Origin of the sequence: Natronoflexus pectinivorans, assembly GCF_004345615.1 — a bacterium.
Lineage (GTDB): Bacteria > Bacteroidota > Bacteroidia > Bacteroidales > Marinilabiliaceae > Natronoflexus > Natronoflexus pectinivorans.
Window position 1 is genome coordinate 82,892 of record NZ_SLWK01000003.1, and the last position, 21,227, is coordinate 104,118.

The 21,227-nt window shown below is 38.8% G+C and carries 18 protein-coding genes; 10 read left to right on the plus strand and 8 right to left on the minus strand.

Annotation, left to right across the window (positions count from 1 at the left end):
* Nucleotides 1-43 precede the first annotated feature (43 nt).
* The 3 genes from EV194_RS05660 (at nt 44) to EV194_RS05670 (ending at nt 2,838) form a co-directional block, all read left to right on the plus strand.
* Nucleotides 44-979 carry a PhoH family protein gene (locus tag EV194_RS05660; protein WP_132432989.1) on the plus strand — a complete coding sequence of 312 codons (936 nt, stop codon included), beginning with the start codon at nt 44-46 and terminating at the stop codon, nt 977-979.
* 276 nt (nt 980-1,255) lie between these two features.
* Nucleotides 1,256-2,209: a phosphoribosylaminoimidazolesuccinocarboxamide synthase gene (locus EV194_RS05665; protein ID WP_132432991.1), complete on the plus strand. Its 954-nt coding sequence runs from the start codon at nt 1,256-1,258 to the stop codon at nt 2,207-2,209.
* Nucleotides 2,210-2,301: 92 nt separating this feature from the next.
* Nucleotides 2,302-2,838: an NUDIX hydrolase gene (locus tag EV194_RS05670; protein WP_243699341.1), complete on the plus strand. Its 537-nt coding sequence runs from the start codon at nt 2,302-2,304 to the stop codon at nt 2,836-2,838.
* Between the two features lie 4 nt (nt 2,839-2,842).
* Here the strand turns inward: EV194_RS05670 and EV194_RS05675 are convergent, their stop codons facing one another.
* Entirely contained in the window at nt 2,843-3,922 is a 1,080-nt protein-coding gene (locus tag EV194_RS05675) for a radical SAM protein (protein WP_132432993.1), read from the minus strand.
* A gap of 19 nt (nt 3,923-3,941) precedes the next feature.
* The gene (locus tag EV194_RS05680; protein WP_132432995.1) at nt 3,942-4,646 is read right to left on the minus strand and encodes an SAM-dependent methyltransferase; all 705 of its coding nucleotides are present in this window, start codon (nt 4,644-4,646) and stop codon (nt 3,942-3,944) included.
* Nucleotides 4,647-5,284: 638 nt separating this feature from the next.
* On the opposite strand from EV194_RS05680, the gene EV194_RS05685 reads away from it, so the two are divergent.
* The 7 genes from EV194_RS05685 (at nt 5,285) to EV194_RS05715 (ending at nt 13,349) form a co-directional block, all read left to right on the plus strand.
* Entirely contained in the window at nt 5,285-5,944 is a 660-nt protein-coding gene (locus EV194_RS05685; RefSeq protein WP_132432997.1) for a ferredoxin--NADP reductase, read from the plus strand.
* An 83-nt stretch (nt 5,945-6,027) separates the two neighbouring features.
* Nucleotides 6,028-7,443 (plus strand): MiaB/RimO family radical SAM methylthiotransferase, encoded by a 1,416-nt coding sequence (locus EV194_RS05690; protein ID WP_132432999.1) that lies wholly within the window; start codon nt 6,028-6,030, stop codon nt 7,441-7,443.
* 228 nt (nt 7,444-7,671) lie between these two features.
* On the plus strand, nt 7,672-7,938 hold the full coding sequence (locus tag EV194_RS05695; protein WP_132433001.1) for a DUF4160 domain-containing protein: 267 nt from the start codon (nt 7,672-7,674) through the stop codon (nt 7,936-7,938).
* Between the two features lie 7 nt (nt 7,939-7,945).
* Nucleotides 7,946-8,176: a DUF2442 domain-containing protein gene (locus tag EV194_RS05700; RefSeq protein WP_132433003.1), complete on the plus strand. Its 231-nt coding sequence runs from the start codon at nt 7,946-7,948 to the stop codon at nt 8,174-8,176.
* A 196-nt stretch (nt 8,177-8,372) separates the two neighbouring features.
* Nucleotides 8,373-9,620 (plus strand): tRNA (N(6)-L-threonylcarbamoyladenosine(37)-C(2))-methylthiotransferase MtaB, encoded by a 1,248-nt coding sequence (gene mtaB, locus EV194_RS05705; protein WP_132433005.1) that lies wholly within the window; start codon nt 8,373-8,375, stop codon nt 9,618-9,620.
* Nucleotides 9,621-9,711: 91 nt separating this feature from the next.
* The gene (locus EV194_RS05710) at nt 9,712-10,476 is read left to right on the plus strand and encodes an MBL fold metallo-hydrolase (RefSeq protein WP_132433007.1); all 765 of its coding nucleotides are present in this window, start codon (nt 9,712-9,714) and stop codon (nt 10,474-10,476) included.
* Nucleotides 10,477-10,991: 515 nt separating this feature from the next.
* Nucleotides 10,992-13,349, plus strand: a complete 2,358-nt coding sequence (locus EV194_RS05715; protein WP_132433009.1) for a type IA DNA topoisomerase — start codon at nt 10,992-10,994, stop codon at nt 13,347-13,349.
* On the opposite strand, the gene EV194_RS05720 is transcribed toward EV194_RS05715, so the two are convergent.
* The 6 genes from EV194_RS05720 to EV194_RS05745 all read right to left on the minus strand — a co-directional run bounded on the left by EV194_RS05720 (nt 13,328) and on the right by EV194_RS05745 (nt 21,158).
* A complete protein-coding gene (locus EV194_RS05720; RefSeq protein WP_132433011.1) occupies nt 13,328-14,467 on the minus strand; it encodes a CapA family protein in 1,140 nt (379 codons plus the stop codon). The genes EV194_RS05715 and EV194_RS05720 overlap by 22 nt on opposite strands.
* Nucleotides 14,468-14,474: 7 nt before the next feature.
* A complete protein-coding gene (locus EV194_RS05725) occupies nt 14,475-15,758 on the minus strand; it encodes a lipopolysaccharide biosynthesis protein (protein WP_132433013.1) in 1,284 nt (427 codons plus the stop codon).
* On the minus strand, nt 15,758-17,353 hold the full coding sequence (locus EV194_RS05730) for an asparagine synthase C-terminal domain-containing protein (RefSeq protein WP_132433015.1): 1,596 nt from the start codon (nt 17,351-17,353) through the stop codon (nt 15,758-15,760). The genes EV194_RS05725 and EV194_RS05730 overlap by 1 nt, the downstream gene beginning before the upstream one ends.
* A 67-nt stretch (nt 17,354-17,420) precedes the next feature.
* Nucleotides 17,421-18,422: a thiamine-phosphate kinase gene (gene thiL / locus EV194_RS05735; protein ID WP_132433017.1), complete on the minus strand. Its 1,002-nt coding sequence runs from the start codon at nt 18,420-18,422 to the stop codon at nt 17,421-17,423.
* 149 nt (nt 18,423-18,571) lie between these two features.
* Nucleotides 18,572-19,927: a C69 family dipeptidase gene (locus EV194_RS05740; RefSeq protein WP_132433019.1), complete on the minus strand. Its 1,356-nt coding sequence runs from the start codon at nt 19,925-19,927 to the stop codon at nt 18,572-18,574.
* A 226-nt stretch (nt 19,928-20,153) separates the two neighbouring features.
* Nucleotides 20,154-21,158, minus strand: a complete 1,005-nt coding sequence (locus EV194_RS05745; protein WP_132433021.1) for a metallophosphoesterase — start codon at nt 21,156-21,158, stop codon at nt 20,154-20,156.
* Nucleotides 21,159-21,227: the final 69 nt, after the last annotated feature.

Genomic DNA, 21,227 nt, shown 5'->3' on the forward strand with positions numbered 1-21,227 from the left:
TGTTAATTTGTATTTGAAATAATAAGGATTTCCAAACCAATATATGATAGAAAAGCTTATTTATCTTGAATCCATTGATTTGATGGAGTTTTTGGGTGTGAAAAATGCCAATCTGGACATCATCAAAGCCCATTTTCCAAAACTAAAAATTGTAGCGAGAGGTAATTGGCTCAAAGCCATGGGTGATGCTGCTGAAATTGCCGATTTTGAAGAGAAGGTCAATCTTCTGATTGAACATTACCACCAGTATAACGTGCTCAAGGAATCTTCCGTTATTGAAATGTTGGTAGGGACTTCTTCCAGTGGAGGTGGGACTGAGGACAGCGACACCATTTTATATGGGGTGAACGGGAAACCCATTAAAGCCCGTACTGAAAATCAGCGTCGGATGCTCAAAGCATACGACACCAACGACTTATTATTTGCCGTTGGACCTGCCGGAAGCGGAAAAACATACACAGCCATTGCTCTTGCCGTGAGAGCTCTGAAAATACGTGTGGTTAAACGAATCATTTTAAGCCGTCCTGCTGTAGAAGCGGGTGAAAAATTAGGGTTTCTACCGGGAGATTTAAAGGAGAAAATTGACCCTTATCTGCAGCCATTATACGATGCGCTGATGGATATGATTCCCCCCGTAAAACTAAAAGAGTTCATGGAGAACGGAACCATTCAGATTGCACCTTTGGCTTATATGAGAGGTCGGACGCTTAACAATGCCTTTGTCATCCTTGATGAAGCACAAAATACAACCACCAACCAGTTAAAGATGTTTCTGACCCGGATGGGAGACCATGCAAAATTTGTGGTAACCGGAGATGTGACGCAGATTGATTTACCAAATCCACAAACCTCAGGACTGGTTCAGGCCATGCGAATTTTAAAAGGCATTAAAGGCATTGAACGTATAAAGTTTACTGTTAAGGACATTGTTCGTCACCGTTTGGTACAGGACATTGTTGAAGCGTATGAGAAGGAGTGAGAGAGGTTTAAAGTTCTAGGTTCTAGGTTTTAGGTTTGAAGTTTTAGGTTCAAGGTTTTGGGTTGATGAAATTTTATGGTTTTCAAACTTTGAACTTCAAACTTACAACTTTGAACAGTTTTAGGTTAAAGGGGGAGGGGCAATTGGAATAATTTTCTACCTTTTTATGTTTTAAGTTTGTATTGTAACTAATAAATTTTGTGGTTCTTATGTCTTGTTGAGGTATAAAAAGCCATATTTCTTTCAAATATCAATAACTAAAATAATATACAATCAATGGAAAGCGCGATTGTAAAAACCAATTTCAATTTTCCCGGTCAGAAGCAGCAATACATAGGCAAGGTCCGGGATGTTTACAACATCAATGACGATTATCTTGTGATGATTGTTTCTGACAGGATTTCTGCTTTTGATGTGGTTCTGCCCAAAGGAATTCCTTTTAAAGGCCAGGTTTTAAATCAAATTGCATCCAAGTTTCTGGATGCAACTGTGGATATTGTTCCAAACTGGAAAGTAGCCACTCCTGACCCGATGGTAACCATCGGGCATCTATGTGAGCCTTTTAAGGTTGAAATGGTTATTCGAGGTTATCTCACCGGCCATGCTTGGCGTGAGTATAAAGCCGGAAAACGCACATTGTGCGGTGTATCTTTGCCTGAAGGTATGATTGAGAATCAGAAGTTCAGTGAACCCATTATTACTCCAACCACCAAGGCAGCCCATGGACACGATGAAGACATCTCACGTGAGGAGATTTTAAGTCAGGGTATTGTTTCGGAAGAGGATTACATTCAACTTGAAAAATATACCCGTGAACTTTTTGCACGTGGGACGCAAATGGCTGACAAAATGGGTCTGATTCTGGTGGATACCAAATATGAATTTGGCAAAAAGGATGGTAAAATATATCTCATCGACGAGATTCACACACCTGATTCTTCTCGCTATTTCTACAATGAGGGATACGCAGAGCGTCTTCAGAATGGGGAACAACAACGACAATTATCCAAAGAGTTTGTTCGTCAATGGCTAATCGAAAATGGTTTTCAAGGGAAAGAGGGACAACAAGTACCAACAATGAATGAATCATTCATCAACAGCGTTTCTGAGCGTTACATTGAGCTCTTCGAAAAAATTACCGGTGATGAGTTTGTAAAAGCCAAAGCAGAAGATGTTCATGCCCGAATTGAGAAAAATGTAAATGCCTGTTTGCAGGCACTGCATAAATAAGAGATGTTTGATTACATATTAAATGTAAAAATGGCCACTAATTCAATTGTGGCCATTTGTTTAATTATCTATATGATTAGAAATTTCACCCAGTGAGCACCATTCATCATCATTCAGAGAAAGAAGAAAAGCTGCCGCTTGTCGACACACAAGGGAGAGTGATTGGCATGGCTTTACGTTCCGAGGTACATAACGGCACAGATAAGCCATTACATCCTGTTGTGCATTTACAGGTGGTTAAAAACGGTGGCGTATGGTTACAAAAACGTCCGCTTCACAAATTGGTTCAGCCGGGAAAATGGGATACTGCCGTTGGAGGTCACATCTCTTATGGCGAATCGGTTGAACTATCGCTGCAACGAGAGTCTGAAGAGGAGATAGGCATTAATCCCATAGGAGCAATTTCCATTGGAAAATATATATGGGAGAGTGATTTGGAACGAGAACTGGTTTATGTCTTTGTTTTAAAACATGATGGCGAAATCCAACCCAATCCGGAAGAATTAGATGGCGGGAAGGTTTGGCAGATTAATGAAATTGAAGAAAATTTGGGGAAAGGTGTTTTTACTCCAAATTTTGAACATGAGTTTCGTCAATTCAAATATGAGATAACTAAAGCCATAAGATGAAACATTAAGCTCCTGCAGCAACTGGCTCAATATCAATAAAGTGACACTTGTCACAAAACTTTGGGGTTTCATTATTGAACCATAATTGTCTCCAAGCTTGTATTTTTTTGCCATTAAGAATATTCATAACGCCACTTTCAAAAACGTTCCCAAAATTACACTCTTTGGGAAATGGTTTTGCACAACAAGGAGTTACAAAGCCATTCCAACAAATATAGAAATGCGTCCAGGGGAAAGGGCATTTTTGAAAACTATTATCCGTTGAGAAATTACGATTGGTAACTGTTACAAAATCTGAAGAATCAGCCACCCTGTCTAATTCTTTTAATGCGATTTTAAACTCTTCCGATTTATAAAATTGATAATAGTTTCGGTCTATTTTTGTAACAGAAGCCAAATTAAAAAGGGTAAAGTCCAGAAATTCTATATTTATGTCTTCTGAAAACCTGACAAGCGGTGCCATGCAGGTATAATTTTCTTTGGTTACTACCATATTTAACATCAAGGTAGTTTCACTGTTTTTACACAAGTCTGATAAAGATTTTAGATTTTCTTGCAATGCATTAAAACTGGCTCCAATTCTAATCTTTTCATATTTTTCTCCTAGACCATCAATAGAAATCTGGATGGTATCTATTTTATCGACTATTGGTTTTACTATATCAATAAAATCAGGAAGCATCGCATTTGTAGAAACAGATATAATGATACCCTTGTTTTTAGATTTTATATAGTCAACAATTTCTTCAATATCTTTATACAAGAAAGTTTCGCCCATCCCGGTCAGCCCAATAGAATCAATATAAGGCCACAGTTCATCAATGACGGTTTTGGCTTGAGAAATCTGCATTTTTCCTTTATCCATTTTTTTTCCGTAATCGTATTCACGAGGACATGTGGTGCAATGCAGATTACAATGATTTGTCAACTCCAGCATTATGGTTGAGGGGTAAGCAACTTTCTTGGATTTCGTTGCTTTGTAATAAAAGTGCTTTAATTTGTTTCCGAGATATTTAAAGAGATACTTGTTCCTGGGTAGGTATTTTATTCTTTTTATAGCTTTTCGAATTTTTCGCTTATTCATGCTTTCAATTGAATTTAAGTTAGGCTTGTATTATAAATATTGCAGGTTTTTTGTGCAATTCAGGCAGTTTTCCTTTCCATTGGCCGATGGTTTTAGTCACCACATATTCATCGGGCATGGTCAGGTTGTAAGCAATGCAAAGCCGTGTTTGAGGGTTGCAGTTACTAACAATGTCCTGTGAAAGGTGGTTGTTTCTAAAGGGGGTTTCTATAAAAATCTGTGATTGATGCTCGTTACGTGAACGGTTTTCCAATTGGCGTATGGTTTTAACTCGCTCTTCTTTTTTGATGGGGATATAACCAACAAATGCGAAGTTTTGTCCATTCATTCCTGAGGCCATTAAAGCCAATAAAATGGATGAAGGACCTACCATTGGAACCACATCGATTCCTGCCTGATGTGCCAACTTTACCACCTCTGCTCCCGGGTCGGCAACTCCCGGACAACCGGCTTCTGATATGATTCCCACATTGTGGCCTGCTTTTAGGGGTTTCAGATATTCGGCGAATTGCGCCGGAGTGGTGCGTTTATTCAACATATAGAACTGAGAACCATCTATATCCATTTCCCTGTCAAGTGCGCGCAAATAACGGCGTGCCGTGCGTAAATCCTCTACAATAAAATGGCGAAGTGCTACCGCAATGTTTGCTACATCAGCAGGAATTACGTGCGTTGACTCTTTTGTTCCAAGGGTATTGGGAATGAGATATAATTTTCCGGACATTGTTTATTTATTTAGTTTGCAAAGATAGAAATTTGTTCTCCACAAGGAGACAAAAAATACGAAGGTTTATATATTAGATTGATTTCTACACTCAAATGTTTCGGAATAGTTTTAGATATAAGGGCTACGCCCTTTTAAATAATTAATAAATGATATTATACTACAAAGATTACGAGCTAACGCCCTATAACATTCATATCATCAAAAATAAAATAGGGACGTAGTCCTGATATCTTCGTAGTATATAGACAAACCGAATCCTTTTAGGGGCGTAGCCCTGACATCTATTCAACTGTTTTAATGTCTTTCTGCTATTTTTTCCCGAAATGGACGGAGGCTAAATTGTTAATGATTGATTTTAAGCAATTTGTCTCTTCAAATATAATCAGATAACTAGTGTCAAGTCAAATCTGTATTATCTCCCTCGCTCACCCCTAACCCCCGAGGGGGAACGCCAAACGCACCAGGTTAACCAGAAATTTTATGATTGACTTTGATACCAGAGTTGGTTTTAATCGGCTATCCCAATACAAGACTAAAAGATATAATTATCTCCATATTATTTGAACTCAATCGAAAAATTTGCATTTTTGCACTCCGAAATTCAGATAATTTTATCCTTTTAAGGAGTATATCATATGCAAAAAAGAAGATTCAACCTTCATAAAATCATCAATAAAAGAGATTTAACCGACTCTACATTTGTTCTTCAGATGGAACGTAACGGTTTGGAATTTCTTCCGGGACAACACATTCAGGTTGGCCCGCCAAACGGTATCCACACAAGGGAGTATTCAATATATAATGCGCCATCGGACGACTATTTGGAAATATTGGTAAGAGAAGTGGAAAACGGACTGGTAACACCTGCATTAAAGAAACTTGTTCCGGGCGATTCGGTGGTAATTAACGATGCAGTGGGCTATTTTACCATAGAAGAGGCTGTAAAGCTAAATAAACCGTTACTTTTTGTGGCAAGCGGGACAGGCATCTCACCATTCCACAGTTTCGTGAAATCCTATCCGGGAATAGATTACCGGTTAATTCACGGCATACGGTTTGTTGAAGAAGCCTACGAAAAAGAGGCCTATAAGCCAAGTCGATATGCAGCGTGCACATCACAGGATACCAATGGTGATTTTCATGGTCGGGTAACCGGTTGGCTGGAACAAAATCCTGTAAATTCCGATACTTTGTGTTATCTTTGCGGAAATTGTGACATGATTTACGATGTGTATGATATCCTTGAAAAACAAGGCGTAAAGTCATCAAATATTTTTACGGAAGTTTATTTTTGATTTTATATAAACGCAAAGGCGCTAAGTCACAAAGAAAAATATAAAACTCTGCGTTTTTGCGTCTCTGCGTTAAAATAATTTATATGAAGTACCATTTAGTAATATTGGGATGCCAGATGAATCAGGCCGATGCGGAGAGGGTGCAGGCGGTGATGGCAAAGATGGGTTATGAGGCAACGGAGAAAGAGGAAGATGCCAATGTAATTGGCATCATTGCCTGTTCGGTAAGGCAAAAGGCCATTGACAAGGTTTATTCCAAAATTGCCAAATGGAACAAATGGAAGAACAAAAGGAATTTAATCACTTTTGTGTCGGGGTGCATTTTACCCGATGACCATGAGAAATTCCTGAAGCTTTTCGATTTGGTTTTCGATATGAAAGAGTTGGCAACTTTTCCTGCCATGCTCAGTCAATACGGCGTTACTACGCCTGTTTCCAATTTTGGCCGACTTAACGATGATGAGTTCATTAAGGTAGCCACACCTGCATCAACCGCCGAAAAACTGGGTTTTTCCGGCTTAAAGCCTGTCTCGAAAGTTGCAGCAGCCCCTCAAACATGGGAAGTTGAGCCAGTATATAACAGCAGTTTTGAGGCTTACATTCCCATTCAGAATGGGTGTAATAAGTTCTGTACCTTTTGTGCCGTGCCATATACCCGCGGACGTGAAGTCAGCCGTCCATCAACCGATATTATAGAAGAAGCACGTGGTTTAGTTGAAAAGGGATATAAAAGCATCACCCTTTTGGGACAAAATGTGAACTCTTACGGGTTGGATAAGAAAGGGGAGGAGCTCTCTTTCGCTCAATTGTTGGATGAATTGGGCAAAATGGCCGATGATTCCGGCAATGAAGTGTGGATTTACTTCACGTCACCACATCCGCGCGATATGTCGCGCGATGTGATTGAGGCCATTGCGCGTCATCGCTCGCTGGGTAAACAGATTCACCTGCCGGTGCAATCGGGCGATGATAAAGTGCTTATTCGCATGAATCGCAAACACAGTATGGAGCGTTATCGTGAAGTAGTGAGCTGGATTCGTGACTTGATTCCTTCCGCGACTTTGTTTACCGATATCATTGTAGGATTTACGGGTGAAACAGAAGAGCAGTTTGAAAACACCCGTGCTGCGGTTCGGGAATTCAAATATAACATGGCGTATATCGCCATGTATTCGCCACGTCCGGGTGCAGCAGCCTATGCTTGGCAGGATGATGTGCCGCATGCTGAGAAAAAGCGGCGTTATGCCGTTTTAACTTCCGATTTGGAAAAAGTTGCTGTTGAACATACCCAAAGGTTAAAAGGTGAAACAGTGCGGGTTTTAGTTCGTGGAAAAGACCGTAAAGATGGCTTTTTGAGCGGGCATACTGAAGGAAAAATCACAGTACGTTTTGCATCGGACGACCACTCTTTGATTGGCTCTTTTGTGGATATAAGAATTGAATCGGTAAGGCCTTTTAGTACTGAAGGGGAGATGGTAAAACAAACAGTTGATGCTTGATAAATTATAAAGGTTTTATTAGAGACTGTTTCGATTTATATCGAATTGATTAAAAGATCTTTAGATAATAGATTTTTAGATTGACAGACAAGACAAAATAGAAAACCAGTTATGTCTAATCATCTTTTTAATCTATTCTATCTGTCTAAATTCTAAAGATCTATAATCTTTAGAATTCTTAGGAAAAAAAATTAAACAGTTAATTAAATTAAGATAAACCATTATATTATGCCAACAATATCAATGTTCTTCGGAATTATAATTAGGATGTATTATGCTCCAAAGGAGCATAATCCTCCGCATATTCATTGCTATTATCAGGATTTTAGGTCAACATTTAATATTCAAACTGGAGAAATTATTAATGGCCATATGCCAGCGAAACAAATCAAGCTTATTCAGGCATGGATTGAAATTCATAAAGAAGAGTTAATGGCAGATTGGTTGTTATGTCAAAACGGAGAAAAACCATTTCAGATTGAACCTTTAAAATAATAGTGTTATGTATATAGCAGTAAAAGATGTTAAGGCGTTAGATAATTATATCCTGTTATTGACTTTTGAAAATAATGAAGTCAAAAGATTTGATATGAAACCTTATTTACATATCTCAGTTTATCAGCAACTTAAAGACGAGAAAGTGTTTAAGTCTGTAAAGCCTAGTTTTGATACAATCGAATGGAATAAGGACATTGACATCGACCCCGAAATTCTATACTCGGAAAGCTACTAAAACAGCGCTTAAATCACGTGTTGTTGTGTAGTTAATTCCCGACTGAATAATCAAAGTTAAAGAAGAACTATCATTTTGCTATTTCTAAAACATCAATTATACCAAGGAGAAGCATAAAAGTGTTTAGTTTAAATGGAAAGATTAACCTAATAAACTAAAGCTTTGCGATTTCAAATCGCAAAGCTTAATCAATAATATGAAGATTGCATTTAAAACATTAGGTTGCAGGCTAAATCAGTATGAAACTGATGCTTTGGCGGCTCAGTTTAAAGGAAATGGCTATGAGGTATCGGAGCAGGAAGATGGAGCCGATGTGGTGGTGGTGAATACCTGCACGGTCACCAATCAGAGCAACCAGAAATCAAGATACGTCATCAGTCATGCCGGTCGCATCAATCCCGATGCAAAAATGGTGATTACAGGTTGCATGGCCGAGAGCCATGCCAATCAACTGCAAAAAAAGTTTCCGCAAGCCACCGTCATCAATAACAAAGGTAAAAGCGGGATTTTTCACAGTGTGGACTCGTTGGTGAAAACCGGTAATGCTGAACTTTCCAGTGAGGATTACGACCTTTTCAGCTACCAGTCGTTCACCGAAATGTTTCATACCCGCAGTTTGATAAAAATTCAGGATGGCTGCGATAATTTCTGTACATTTTGCATCATTCCCTTCGTTCGCGGGAGAGCCATCAGCCGTCCTGTTGAGCAGGTATTGCAGAATGTGAGGGAAGTTGTGGACAAAGGAGCTAGGGAGATTGTGCTTACCGGGGTTAACATCAGCCGTTATGAATATGATGGAGTGAAATTTTCAGGGCTGGTGGATAAAATTCTTAATCTAGACGGTGATTTCAGGGTACGCATCAGCTCCATCGAACCCGACCGGTTCGACGACCATTTCTTTACGTTAATAGGGCATCCAAAACTTGCACCGCACCTGCATCTTTGTCTTCAAAGTGGTTCGGAGCGCATTTTACTTCAAATGCGCCGTATGTACACGGTGAAAGATTTTTTAAACATTGTTGAAAGGGTGCGGAAAGTCGACCCTAAGTTTAATTTCACAACTGATATCATCGTGGGTTTCCCGGGAGAAACCGAGGAGGAGTTTGAAGAAACCATAAATGTGGCACGGATGGTTGGGTTCGGACACATGCATATTTTTAAATATTCGGTTCGTCAGGGAACGCGTGCAGAACGGATGCCAAATCATATTCCCGATAAGATTAAAACTGAGCGCAGTAAACGAATGCACGAGTTGGCAGAAGAGCTCACAACCGCGTATCGCACGCCATTTGATGGCACTGAGCAACGCATTCTGGTTGAGAAATGGAACGATGGTGTGGCTTCCGGGTATAACGACTATTTTGTGCCTATGGAGTTTGCTTCCGATAACAAAAAACGTAACCGGTTTGAAGTGGTGCAGGCGAGGGTGAAGGATTTTGAATAGGGAAATAAGTGCGCCATAATAGTATAAACGCGAAGACGCTGTGGCGCAGAGATTAAATATATATTGTTTCAGTAATAATATAATTGAACCCATGACCATCACCATACTCGGGTCCGGGACTTCTCTCGGTGTTCCAATGATTGCCTGCAAATGTATAGTCTGCCGCTCCACCAATCCCAAGGACAAGCGATTACGTTCTTCGGTTCTGATTCAAACAGCAGGGAAAAATATTGTCATTGATGCAGGGCCCGATTTTCGTCAACAGATGCTTGCATCGGGGATTTCTCATCTGGATGCCATTTTGATCACTCACGCTCATAAAGACCATACCGCCGGACTGGACGATGTACGTGCCTTTAACTGGATTAATAACACACATGCCAATGTTTATGCCGAAGCTTCGGTCATTGAAAGCATAAAGCAAGAGTTTGCATATGCCTTTTCTGAGTCTAAATATCCCGGCTTACCTGAAATCGTACTAAACAACATTGACAATAAGCCGTTTATTGTTGATTCACTACCTGTTGTTCCCATTCGGGTTATGCATCACCGTTTGCCGGTCTTGGGGTTCAGAATAGGCGACTTTTCTTACATTACCGATGCCAATCATATTCCCGAAGGGGAATATGAAAAACTTTACGGCACTAAACTTTTGGTCATCGACGGACTGAGATACGAACCCCATATTTCTCACTTTACTCTGCAACAAGCTTTGGAGGTTATTGACCGAATCAACCCGGAAAGGGCTTATATTACGCATATTAGTCACCAGCTTGGATTACACAGCGAGGTTAATAAGACTTTACCTCCCGGAGTGGAATTGGCTTTTGATGGCTTGAGGCTGGAGCTGATATAGCAATAGATTTTTAGTCCCGAATACATCGGGACAGAATTTAGATGATAGAGTAGTGTATATTATTGAAATTTAGATTTTTGATGAGCGCCAGCAATTAGGTGACATTCTTCCTTATTAAATTTATCTGCGATATTGCTTACGCCCTTACAGGGCTAATTACGAATTATATATGTTTTCATAGGGCTATGCCCTATGTTGATGATGTCGCCCCGTTGGGGCTATACAAAAAAATACTCTATAATTCTATCTTCACACTTTCGAAGTTTTTCGGTTTGGGCTATGATGTTTTTGGCTAAAATTGCCATACTAACCCTGAAATGATGAAACAACCAAACCACAGACCTGAAAGGGCGAAAGCAATTTGCAAAATAACTCAATAGGCCAACATTATCTGTCAAAGTAGAACAAATTGATTCAAATAAATCGAAACAGTCTCATAGCCTCCCCGCGCTTTTTTAAGCTTCACTCATTTTGTTTATCTTCGTAGGTCGAATCCAATGAATAAAAAGAACCCAATGAAGGTCTGCATAGCTGAAAAGCCCAGTGTTGCTAAAGAGCTGGCTCGTATTTTAGGTGCTACATCGCGTAAGGATGGCTATTTTGAAGGAAATGGCTACCAGGTTACGTGGACCTTCGGTCATTTGTGTACGCTTAAAGAACCGCACGATTATTTGCCAGAATGGAAGCGTTGGTCGCTTGGAACGCTTCCCATCATCCCATCCCGTTTTGGCATAAAATTGCTCGACGACCAGGGAGTCATTAAACAATTTAAAGCCATTGAACAGCTGGTGAAAAATGCCGAAATGGTTATTAACTGTGGTGATGCCGGACAGGAGGGAGAGGTGATTCAGCGTTGGGTACTACAGAAGGCTGAATGTAAATGTCCCATTAAGCGATTGTGGATATCTTCTTTAACAGAGGAGGCTATTCGCGAGGGTTTCGAAAAACTTCATGCAGGGGAAAAATTCGACGCTTTGTATGCGGCCGGAAGTGCCCGAGCCATTGGCGACTGGCTTTTGGGAATCAATGCCACTCGTTTGTACACTTTAAAATACGGTCAACAAGGTCAGGTTTTATCAATTGGACGGGTGCAAACCCCAACTTTGGCTCTCATCGTGGAGCGCCAAAAGGAGATTGACAATTTCACACCGCAACCTTATTGGGAACTGAAAACTGTGTATAAGGAGGTGACCTTTAACAATTCCGAAGGACGATTTACCAATAAAGAGGAAGCCGAAAATGCCATTGAAACCATACGTGGCAAGGAGTTTGAAATCACCGGTTTTGAACGTAAAAAAGGAAAAGAAGCACCACCACGATTGTTTGATTTAACGTCGCTGCAAGTGGAGTGCAACCGTAAATTTGGCCTTTCGGCAGATGAAACACTAAAAACCATCCAGTTGCTGTACGAAAAGAAATTGACCACCTATCCCAGGGTGGACACCACTTTTTTGAGCAACGATATGTATCCGAAAATTGGCGGTATTTTAAAAGGGTTAAAGCCCTACGAGGCTTTAACCGCTCCATTACTGGAGAAGAAAATACCAAAATCAAAAAAAGTATTCGACGATAACAAAGTCACCGACCACCACGCCATCATTCCCACCGGACAAAATCCCTCTTCATCACTAAGCAGAGATGAAAAACTGGTATTTGATATGGTGGCACGTCGTTTTATTGCTGCATTTTATCCCGATGCGGTGATTAACACCACCACGGTTGAAGGAAAAGTTGAGACAGTAAACTTTAAAGCAACAGGAAAACAGATTGTTGAACCGGGATGGCGAGTGGTGCTAAAACAGGCCGGCTCAGGAAAAGGCGATGATGCTGTTTTACCTGAATTTACCAAAGGAGAGAGAGGGCTTCATGAGCCTGATTTGCAGGAAAAGGAGACTCAGCCCCCAAAACCCTTCACCGAAGCCACATTGCTGAGAGCTATGGAGACTGCCGGAAAACAGGTGGATGACGAAGAGTTACGTGATGTGATGAAGGAGAACGGAATTGGTCGTCCCTCTACTCGTGCAGCCATCATCGAAACGCTATTCAAACGAAAATACATCACCAAAAACCGAAAAAGCCTTGCGCCAACCATTACCGGCATGCAGTTGATAGATACCATTCGGAATGAATCGGTGAAATCGGCAGAACTTACCGGACAATGGGAGAAAAAGCTGAGGGATATTGAACATGGGGAATACGATGCAGGGGAGTTTATGAATGAACTGAAGCAAATGGTATCAGACATTGTTCATACGGTTCGTCGTGAGCCTACCATACAGAGAATTGATGTAGTTGAGGAGGAGGATGGCAGTAAACGCAAGAAGGAAACTTCAGATGCAGAAAAATCTGACGGGGGTAAATGTCCTCGTTGCAATGAAGGCTTGATGCTTAAGGGGAAACAGGCGTGGGGATGCTCCCGATACAAAGAGGGTTGCCAAACGGTGGTGCCGTTTGTTTTTATGGGAAAGCAAATCACTCCAAACCAAATGGAAACGCTCTTCAAAAAGGGCAAAACTTCTCTTATCAAAGGATTCGAGGAAAATGGTGAAAAGGTTGATGGCATGTTAACCCTTGATGAAAACTATCAATTGCAACTGGAAAAGGAGGAAGCGCCTGAGTGGAAATGCCCAAAATGTGGCGAAGGGTTAATTATTAAAGGCCGTTCGGCCTATGGTTGCAACAGATATACCCAAGGTTGCAAAGTGCTTATCCCTTTTGAATATATGGGCAAAAAACTGACCGAAAAACAGGTGCAGGACTTGGTATTGAAAGGTAAAACCAACCAACTAAAAGGTTTTACTGATGCTGATGGTAATCCAAAGGAGGGGAAACTGACGTGGAATGGAGATTTTCAGGTGGTTTTGGAAGCGTAATTCATTTTTAATGAATTAATAAGCTTATAATAAAAGGCTCCGAGGAAAACAGAACGTTGATTTTTATCTAATAAAATAGCCAGTATTCTTTTGTAGGTCTTTATTGAAAATAAAATTCTTAAGGCACTTTGGTTTCGCAATAACTGATTTCCAACTGCTTGCTGTTCTGTAATATTTCTATTATATATTACTCTGTAAGCATCTTTGATCCATTTATTATAATACCTATCAAATCGGGAAATGCGATCTATATGGTTTATAAAATCATCTGTATGAATCTTGATGGAACCACTTGAATAATCTATCTTTATTGGTGTCATGCAGTATGAAAATTTGTCCTTTAAAAACTCCATATTTAAAATAGCGCTTTCATTGACATAATCATATATCCGGTGATTCTCAATGTCAAAGACAAAATTTCCAAGGGAATAAAATATTAATGTGTTATTAACTGTTTCAGCCCCTTGAAACGTATGTGAGTGATGTCCTATGATGATGTCAAGTTCATTTATACTTGATAATTTCTTTAAATAGGATCGCTTTTCGGGAGAAGGGTATATAGTATATTCCTCTCCACCATGAAAATTGAGGACTACATAATCAGCCTTTTGTTTAGCCTCAATAACTTTATCTTTTATCAGAGAAAAAGTTCTTGACGAGAATACTCCTTCAGAGCTTTTACTTGCATTTTTAATGGAATGATCGCAAATACCTATTAAAGCAACTATTACATAGTTGTTTTTTAAATAAACAATATTTGATGCCTCATGTATGTTTTTTCCAGCTCCAAAGTAAAAGGAATTGTATTCCTCAATTTTATTTACAGTATCTGAAAATCCATTAATTCCACAATCGAAAATATGGTTGTTTGCGAGATTAAATACTCTAATATTTCGATTACTAAGATAATTAATGGTATTTCCCGGACTTTTCACCACTATATTTTGGCAGGCATCAGTTGTTGCACCTTCCAGATTGCAAATGACATAATCTTTTTTCGATAAAAGCTTTTTAATTTCGTCAGTAAATATCTCTTTATTGTCAGATATTTTTTGATGAAATATACCTGTAACGCTCAAATCCCCTGTAAATGATATATTCAATGAGTTATTGTCCATCTTTGTATTAATGGTCTGCCTGCTTAGACAGTTTTATAAAATAAAAAATAAGAAAGGAATTGAATACCATTCCTACCATTGAATAAAGTACCAATACATAAATGATATTGTAAAAATAATGGTATCCGAGAACTAAAGCAGTTAATCTCAAAAGTAAAAGTAACAGATCATATATCACCAATGATCTCTGTTTACCTAAGATAACAATTAGTGATGATATGGGGGAGTTTAAAAACATCAGAAACAACCACGGAATAAGAAGGCGAGAATAAATACCTGTTTCAGTCCATTCACTTCCCAATATATATTCGAAAAAATAAGTAGAAATAAATAATATCGGAAACCCTGTTAATGCAAGAAGAAAAAGTTTAATGTAGGTTTGCTTTACAAGTTCATGAAACCGGGTAGGTTCATTATTATAAGTCTCCGAAGCTTTATTAAAAAATATTTGACTAACAGCCTCACCGATTAGTCCAATGGGGGTTTTTATCAATCTTATAGCAAGACCAAACTGGCCTCCAATAGCAAGTCCAAAATATTTTGGAATTAAAATGTTCGGAAGTTCATTAGACAGGGTGTTCGTGAAGGTCAATAATGTATTGTATTTTGGAATTTTCTGATACCTTTTTGCCATAAAAAAAATACGGTTGATTGATATGTGATGTACATTTCTTTTAATTGATTTTGAAGCTGAAATTATGGTATGTAAAAAACTCATCAGTTGGCCTGCAATTAATCCTGGTATGAGTCCTAAATATTGAAACGCAGAAAACCCGTTAATTAATTGCACGCTGCTCATTGATAGAGATTTGTTTATCCGTACAAAAGAGATGCTTTTAAATTTTTTTTGTCGATTTAGCCAATAGGTCAGAGTGTTAAACATTCCATGTAAAAAAATTCCTAATGGCAATAAAAAAATGAAACGACCAAGACCGCCATTGTCGAAAAGGCCATTAAAAAATTCATGATACATTAGAATAATAAACAATGTAACCAAAGATATTATTGTTATGATTATGAAACATAGAATCAATAAACTAACAGCATCTTTTTCTCGCTTAGGCAATAATATTGAAAGTTCGTATCTTAAAGCAACTACAGTGCTTAATGTAAGTGTTATTGAAGAAAATAGTGTTAATGTTCCGAACATTTCATCCGTATATACCCGACTTAGAATTGGAGTAATCAAAAATACAACCCCTTGCGCTATAACTGAACCGGAAAGCAATGTCAAAAAAAACTTAACATTCTGATTTATAAATGCTTTTTTTGTCCTATCTATTATTGTCATCACTTAATGTTTTGGCTTAACCTGTTTTCAATAAATGAGACATACCAATTTGTAATTACAGCATTAAAGCTTGATGTGTTTTTATATTTAAAACCAATCGCTTTAGCCATTGGTTTTGTAATTTCGTAATAATACATCCAATCACTTTTAAGCAAAAATCTTATTATTAGGAATTTAGGCAGGTAGCTTTTAAGCAAATTTTTAACTTCCTGGATTTTCATTTGAAAATAATTCGGCTGCAACTCATTATCCAGACACAAACCGAATTCTCTAAAGTAGAAACTCACCAGAATGTCGTCATATAGCATTTTGGCAGTTTTAAACTTTGCTGGAACCATTTTAAAAAATCCCATTAATTCATCGTCCCAGAATGGAATCCTAATTTGATGACCAAAATAGTCATAAACTGTGGCTGAATTTATTATGAGTTTACTAATCTTTTCTTTAATATCAAGATCTTCTATGATTGAATGGGATATAAAATCGTCATCATAATCACTCTTAAAACGCTCTTCAATAATTTCAATTACCCTTTTTTTATAGTGCCTATGAATATTATAGAAGTTAAGTTTTTTCTTAAAAAACAATCCTGTTAGTGCATCTTTACTTATGTTTTCATTAAATACTTTCACGAATTGACTTCCTCCGAGAAGGTCTCCTGAATGTCCCGGAATGAAAACAGCGTCATTTTTTATAAGATTCTTGTCTTTTAAATACTTTACGGCAAAATATTCCTGCATATATGGCATGGAAGATATTTTTCCGGCAAATAACGCGTAATCTTTAAATTGGGAGGTGTCAAAATAGCCGTTTATCAATTCCTGATTGTATTCTACAAATATCCATTTATATCCAAGCCTGTTAGCTGTCGTCCTGGAGTTTTGTAGCTCGAAATTATTCTTTCGGCCATAAGTGAAACAAACCACATCGGTATAACCAAATTTCTTTAGCATCGCTGCAATTAAGCGCGAGTCATAACCTCCGCTGAGAGGCAGAACAACCTGCCTGCCTTTTAGGGAAGTAATTAACCTCCTAAACGCTTGTTCAAAGACCGCCCGTCCATCTTCTTTTAGTTTTTCATACGGTATCCCATCGTTTACTTTTTTGGTGGCATATGAAAAAAATGAACCGGACTCTTTAAGGTTGCTGTTTTCAATGATAAGATATTCTGCCGCACGAACTTCACTTATTCCATTAATTAATGTGTTGTTTCCGACGGTGTAACCTGTTGATTTAAAAATTGCACACTGAACTTTATCAATTTTGACGTCATCCAACAATTTTATCAACTCTTGTGGATTATCACTAAAAATATAGCCTTCGGGGTGATTAATATAGTATAGCGGAAAAAAACTCGATTTATCACATGCAATGCATGTGATGTTTTTAATTCTGACAACAACAGAAAAAACGCCATTGGCTCTCTCTACCTTTTTTTTGAATGAATTAATCTCGCTAATATCTGAAAAATAATCAATCAGCGTTTCTTCTTCGTAGTAATTTCCTTCGGAATCAAACAAATAACCTTTTGCTGATATGGAATCTGTTGAGAACCATTTAAAACCTTTATTATATTGAAGAATTGTTTTGACCATGTCACTCTTATCAATTAAGATTTTTTTGCAGCAGTAGATGAAGGAACTGATTCCATCTTGTAGTATTCTATTCAAAATGATTAAATCCACCCTTTAAAACAGCTATCTCCCGATTGCCTGAAAACCATTTAAGGCTGCCCGATTCTCCGGTTACCTTTCCTATATCAAACAACTTTTTGCCAAATTTATTTTCAAAAGAGGCTGATATATTTTGGAACTTTTCGGCGTTAATCGTTAACAACAGGCAATAATCTTCACCGCCGGAAGTTGCCAGTTCAATGGGATTAAACTGATGCTTTTCAGCAATGTTTATTAACTGATGGGAGAGGGGAAGCCGTTTCAAATCAATTTCAGCGCCTTTTTTTGAGGCTTTTAAAATGTGGTTTATGTCAGACGCGATGCCGTCTGACACATCCATCATGGCATTTACTCCCGATTGCTGTGCCAGCCAAATGCCTTCTTCCACATCAGCCTCCGGACGATTGTGTCTGTTTATCAGCCAATCGGCTTCCAGGTTACTGTTTAAACCCTTCAAAATTAATTGCAAACCGGCGGCTGAATCACCAAGCGTGTCGGTAACAGCAATTACATCACCAGATTGAGCCATTGAGCGCAGTCGGGCTTTTCCCTTCTCAATTTTTCCAATCACACTGATGTTTAAAATCAACTTATCAGGCGATTTTGTTGTGTCGCCTCCCATTAATGGCAAACGGAATTTTTCACTCAAAGCATGGTAGCCATCCATCAGTTCATCCAGGCATTCCACTTCAATGTTTTCGGGAATGGCAACGGACAAAAACGAACCAATCGGACGAGCCCCCATGGCTGCCACGTCACTCAGATTAACGGCCAAAGATTTGTAGCCCAGGTCATATGGCGATATTTTGTTGCGAATAAAATGAATGTCCTCCACCAGCATATCTGTGGTGATGACCAAATCGTGATTTTCATCGCAGGGTAATACGGCGCAGTCATCACCAATTCCCATGGAATTGGGTGTTAGTAAATCTTTAAAGCGGTGTGCGAATCGTTCAATAAAACCAAATTCGCCTATTTCTGAAAGATGCATGCTCTATTAATAGATTTATATTTTCCTTGTTTTGTGAATAGTTCGTTAATCTTTTTTATTTGCCTAATTATCAAGCGTTTATGAATTTGTTGTAATATTATGCAATCAGCTGATAATAAGAAACTTACTTGTGTCTAATATCTAATAATCTAAAAGTCTAACGATCTATTGTTTTGTAACTCGTCAAGATATTCTCTCCACCTTCTTTTGGCTATGAGGCTTTGGCTGTAACAATAATCGGTAAGATATTCAACGGCCAGTGCCGGATTGCTGACAAACAAAGCCCTGGCTGTTTGCTCCACAGCCGGAGCAAAGCGGAGATACTTCTCTTCCAGCTCGTGACGTATTCTCTTGGTTTCATCCAAAATTACCGAATCGTTTCGATTCGGGTATACTCTGTTGATTTCCCCAATAATATCATACTTTTCCCGGAAAGATGATGGAAATTCATCTATTCCAATGTAAAATGGCTGAAAATTACCGATGGAATCACCGCCAACCCACAACCATACAACCCCTCCAATGGGTCGGGGCAACCAGTTTCGCAACTGGGCAATAAAGGTATGAACGGTTTTATCTGTATTTACCGAGTCCTTCTCTTCTCTATGATGGAGATTTTTGGTCAACTCTTTTACTGAGCGCAAACTAACTTTTTGCGACGGCTGAAAAAACAGGGGCAAGGAAAGCGAATCACTTCCCTGTTGAATGGTAGCATTAAATAGACCGGCCGTTTCACGAACAATTCCAGAGTTTTCGTCATTGGATTGGGGGTCGGTATATGCATTTTTAAAATTAAAATCGCGATTCCTTCCATCAAAATAACCCATTTCCCGAGCAAACGAGATAACGTCTTGTGAGTAGAGGACATCATTGTTACGGCTGCTAATGGGAAAGTTGCCAATGGCCGGTTCTGTACCATGAACCGCCATTCTGCCATCCGGAATCAATCGAGCCACCCACACCGCACCCCGGTTCATAGTGCCTTTACCGGTCATCTCCATCATCCACACTTCAGAGGGGTCTGCGATGAAAAAGCGGAATCCATCATCGCTATAACCATATTTATCAGTAAGTTCGTCTATTAAATTGATGGCATCACGTGCGTTTTTTGAGCGCTGTAATGCGATGTTCTTCAGGTTTTCTCCGTCCAGAATGCCTTTATGATTTCGTAACTCTTTTTTCGCTGAAAAGTTATGTCCAATTATGGTCAATTGATGTTCATTGGTACTGGCTAATACCTGAAAACTGCCATTCCCCTCCGGGATTTCACCCAATTTTTCACCGGTTTGGGTTGAGAAAATCTCTTTTACCGAATTGGGTGCGTGTTGTTTTCGTTGCTGAAAAATGTACTTATCTGTATCAAAGCCATTATCAATATTGAACTGCGCCACTATTGTCGACCCATCGGACGAAGCATTATTGGTGACCACAATGGTCACCAATTCTCCTCCCATTAATGGCAACGATGTAAATATTAACAGAAAGAAAAGTATGGATTTTATCATTTCAATGGATTACTCAATTTTTATAGTATTAAAAACAAGAATCTTGTGTATCTGATGTCCAACCATCTGGGCATCATGCTCGTTTCAAATAATTATCCTTTTCAATAAAACTATCTCAAAGCGTTAGTAAAAACAAGAATTGTCTGCTCTAAATTAAACCGGTCATCAACACCTTATTACTTCTCACCAATCTACAAATGTAATGTTCCTTTTTATGAAACAAAAACTAACCGAGTCGGGGTTGATAAACAAAATTAGATTCTTTTATAGTTGCCTCCCCATTCCAACGGTAGGCGGCCAATTGTCCGCCTCCGGCCAAACAATTGTCAACACAGCAGGCATTAGGGGAAACCATCAAAGACATATCTTTAATGCAGTAATGACCAAAAAAAACAGGTGGCGCAGATTCATCATATACATCAAAAGGAACCAAAAGTTGTTCGGGAACAGTGTACTCCGGCAATTTGAAGCGGTTTCCAAAGCTTAGCTCCCTGAATGTTTTTTGGGTTGAAGACTCCCACCATTTTACCCTGAAATTGGTTCGCCTGACGTTTTTACTATCTTTTATAATGAGGTCTTTAGGCAGATTCAATTCAATCCCGCGCGTTGTTTGTCGCACCGCTTTGGCAAATGGTGTTTCGTTACGCACAATCTCTTTAATTAACTTTTTGGTAAGTTTGCCTTTGGTTACATTTTTATCTATTATTTGCACATGCTTATCACTCCAGTAGGCATGTACAACACGGAAAGAGCCGGTTTCAATAAAAAAAGGAAGGGTTCGTAGCCATTTAATTGTGTCACCCAGTTCGCTCTCACTGTTTTTGTACTGTTCTTTTATTTTCTCCATCTGTAGTTTATTGGATGATGGAGGCTGAAACAGCGGTTTTCCTTTTTTATTGTATGTGAAATATCCGATGGCATTCAGTTCATGATTCCCCAAAACGGCAAAGCCCGTTTTGTTTTCAACCATGTTGCGCACCAGTGATATAACCCCTTTGGTATCGGGACCACGACTGATAAAATCCCCGGCAAAGATTACTTTGCGTTCCGGGTGCTGCCATAATCCATCAATCTGCGAATAACCCATTATATGCAACAATAATTCCAGCTCGGTACAATAACCGTGTACGTCGCCAATTATATCGTAATTGTCATCCGGGTTATTTTGTTTGGCTGTAAATTGTCGTCGTCTGATTAATTTGTTAAATAATTTATGCAGATATCTTTTCATATTTATTCTTTAGCACTGAAATTTGCTAAAAAATATGCAATTTAGCATCAACTAGAGTGTGAAAATAAT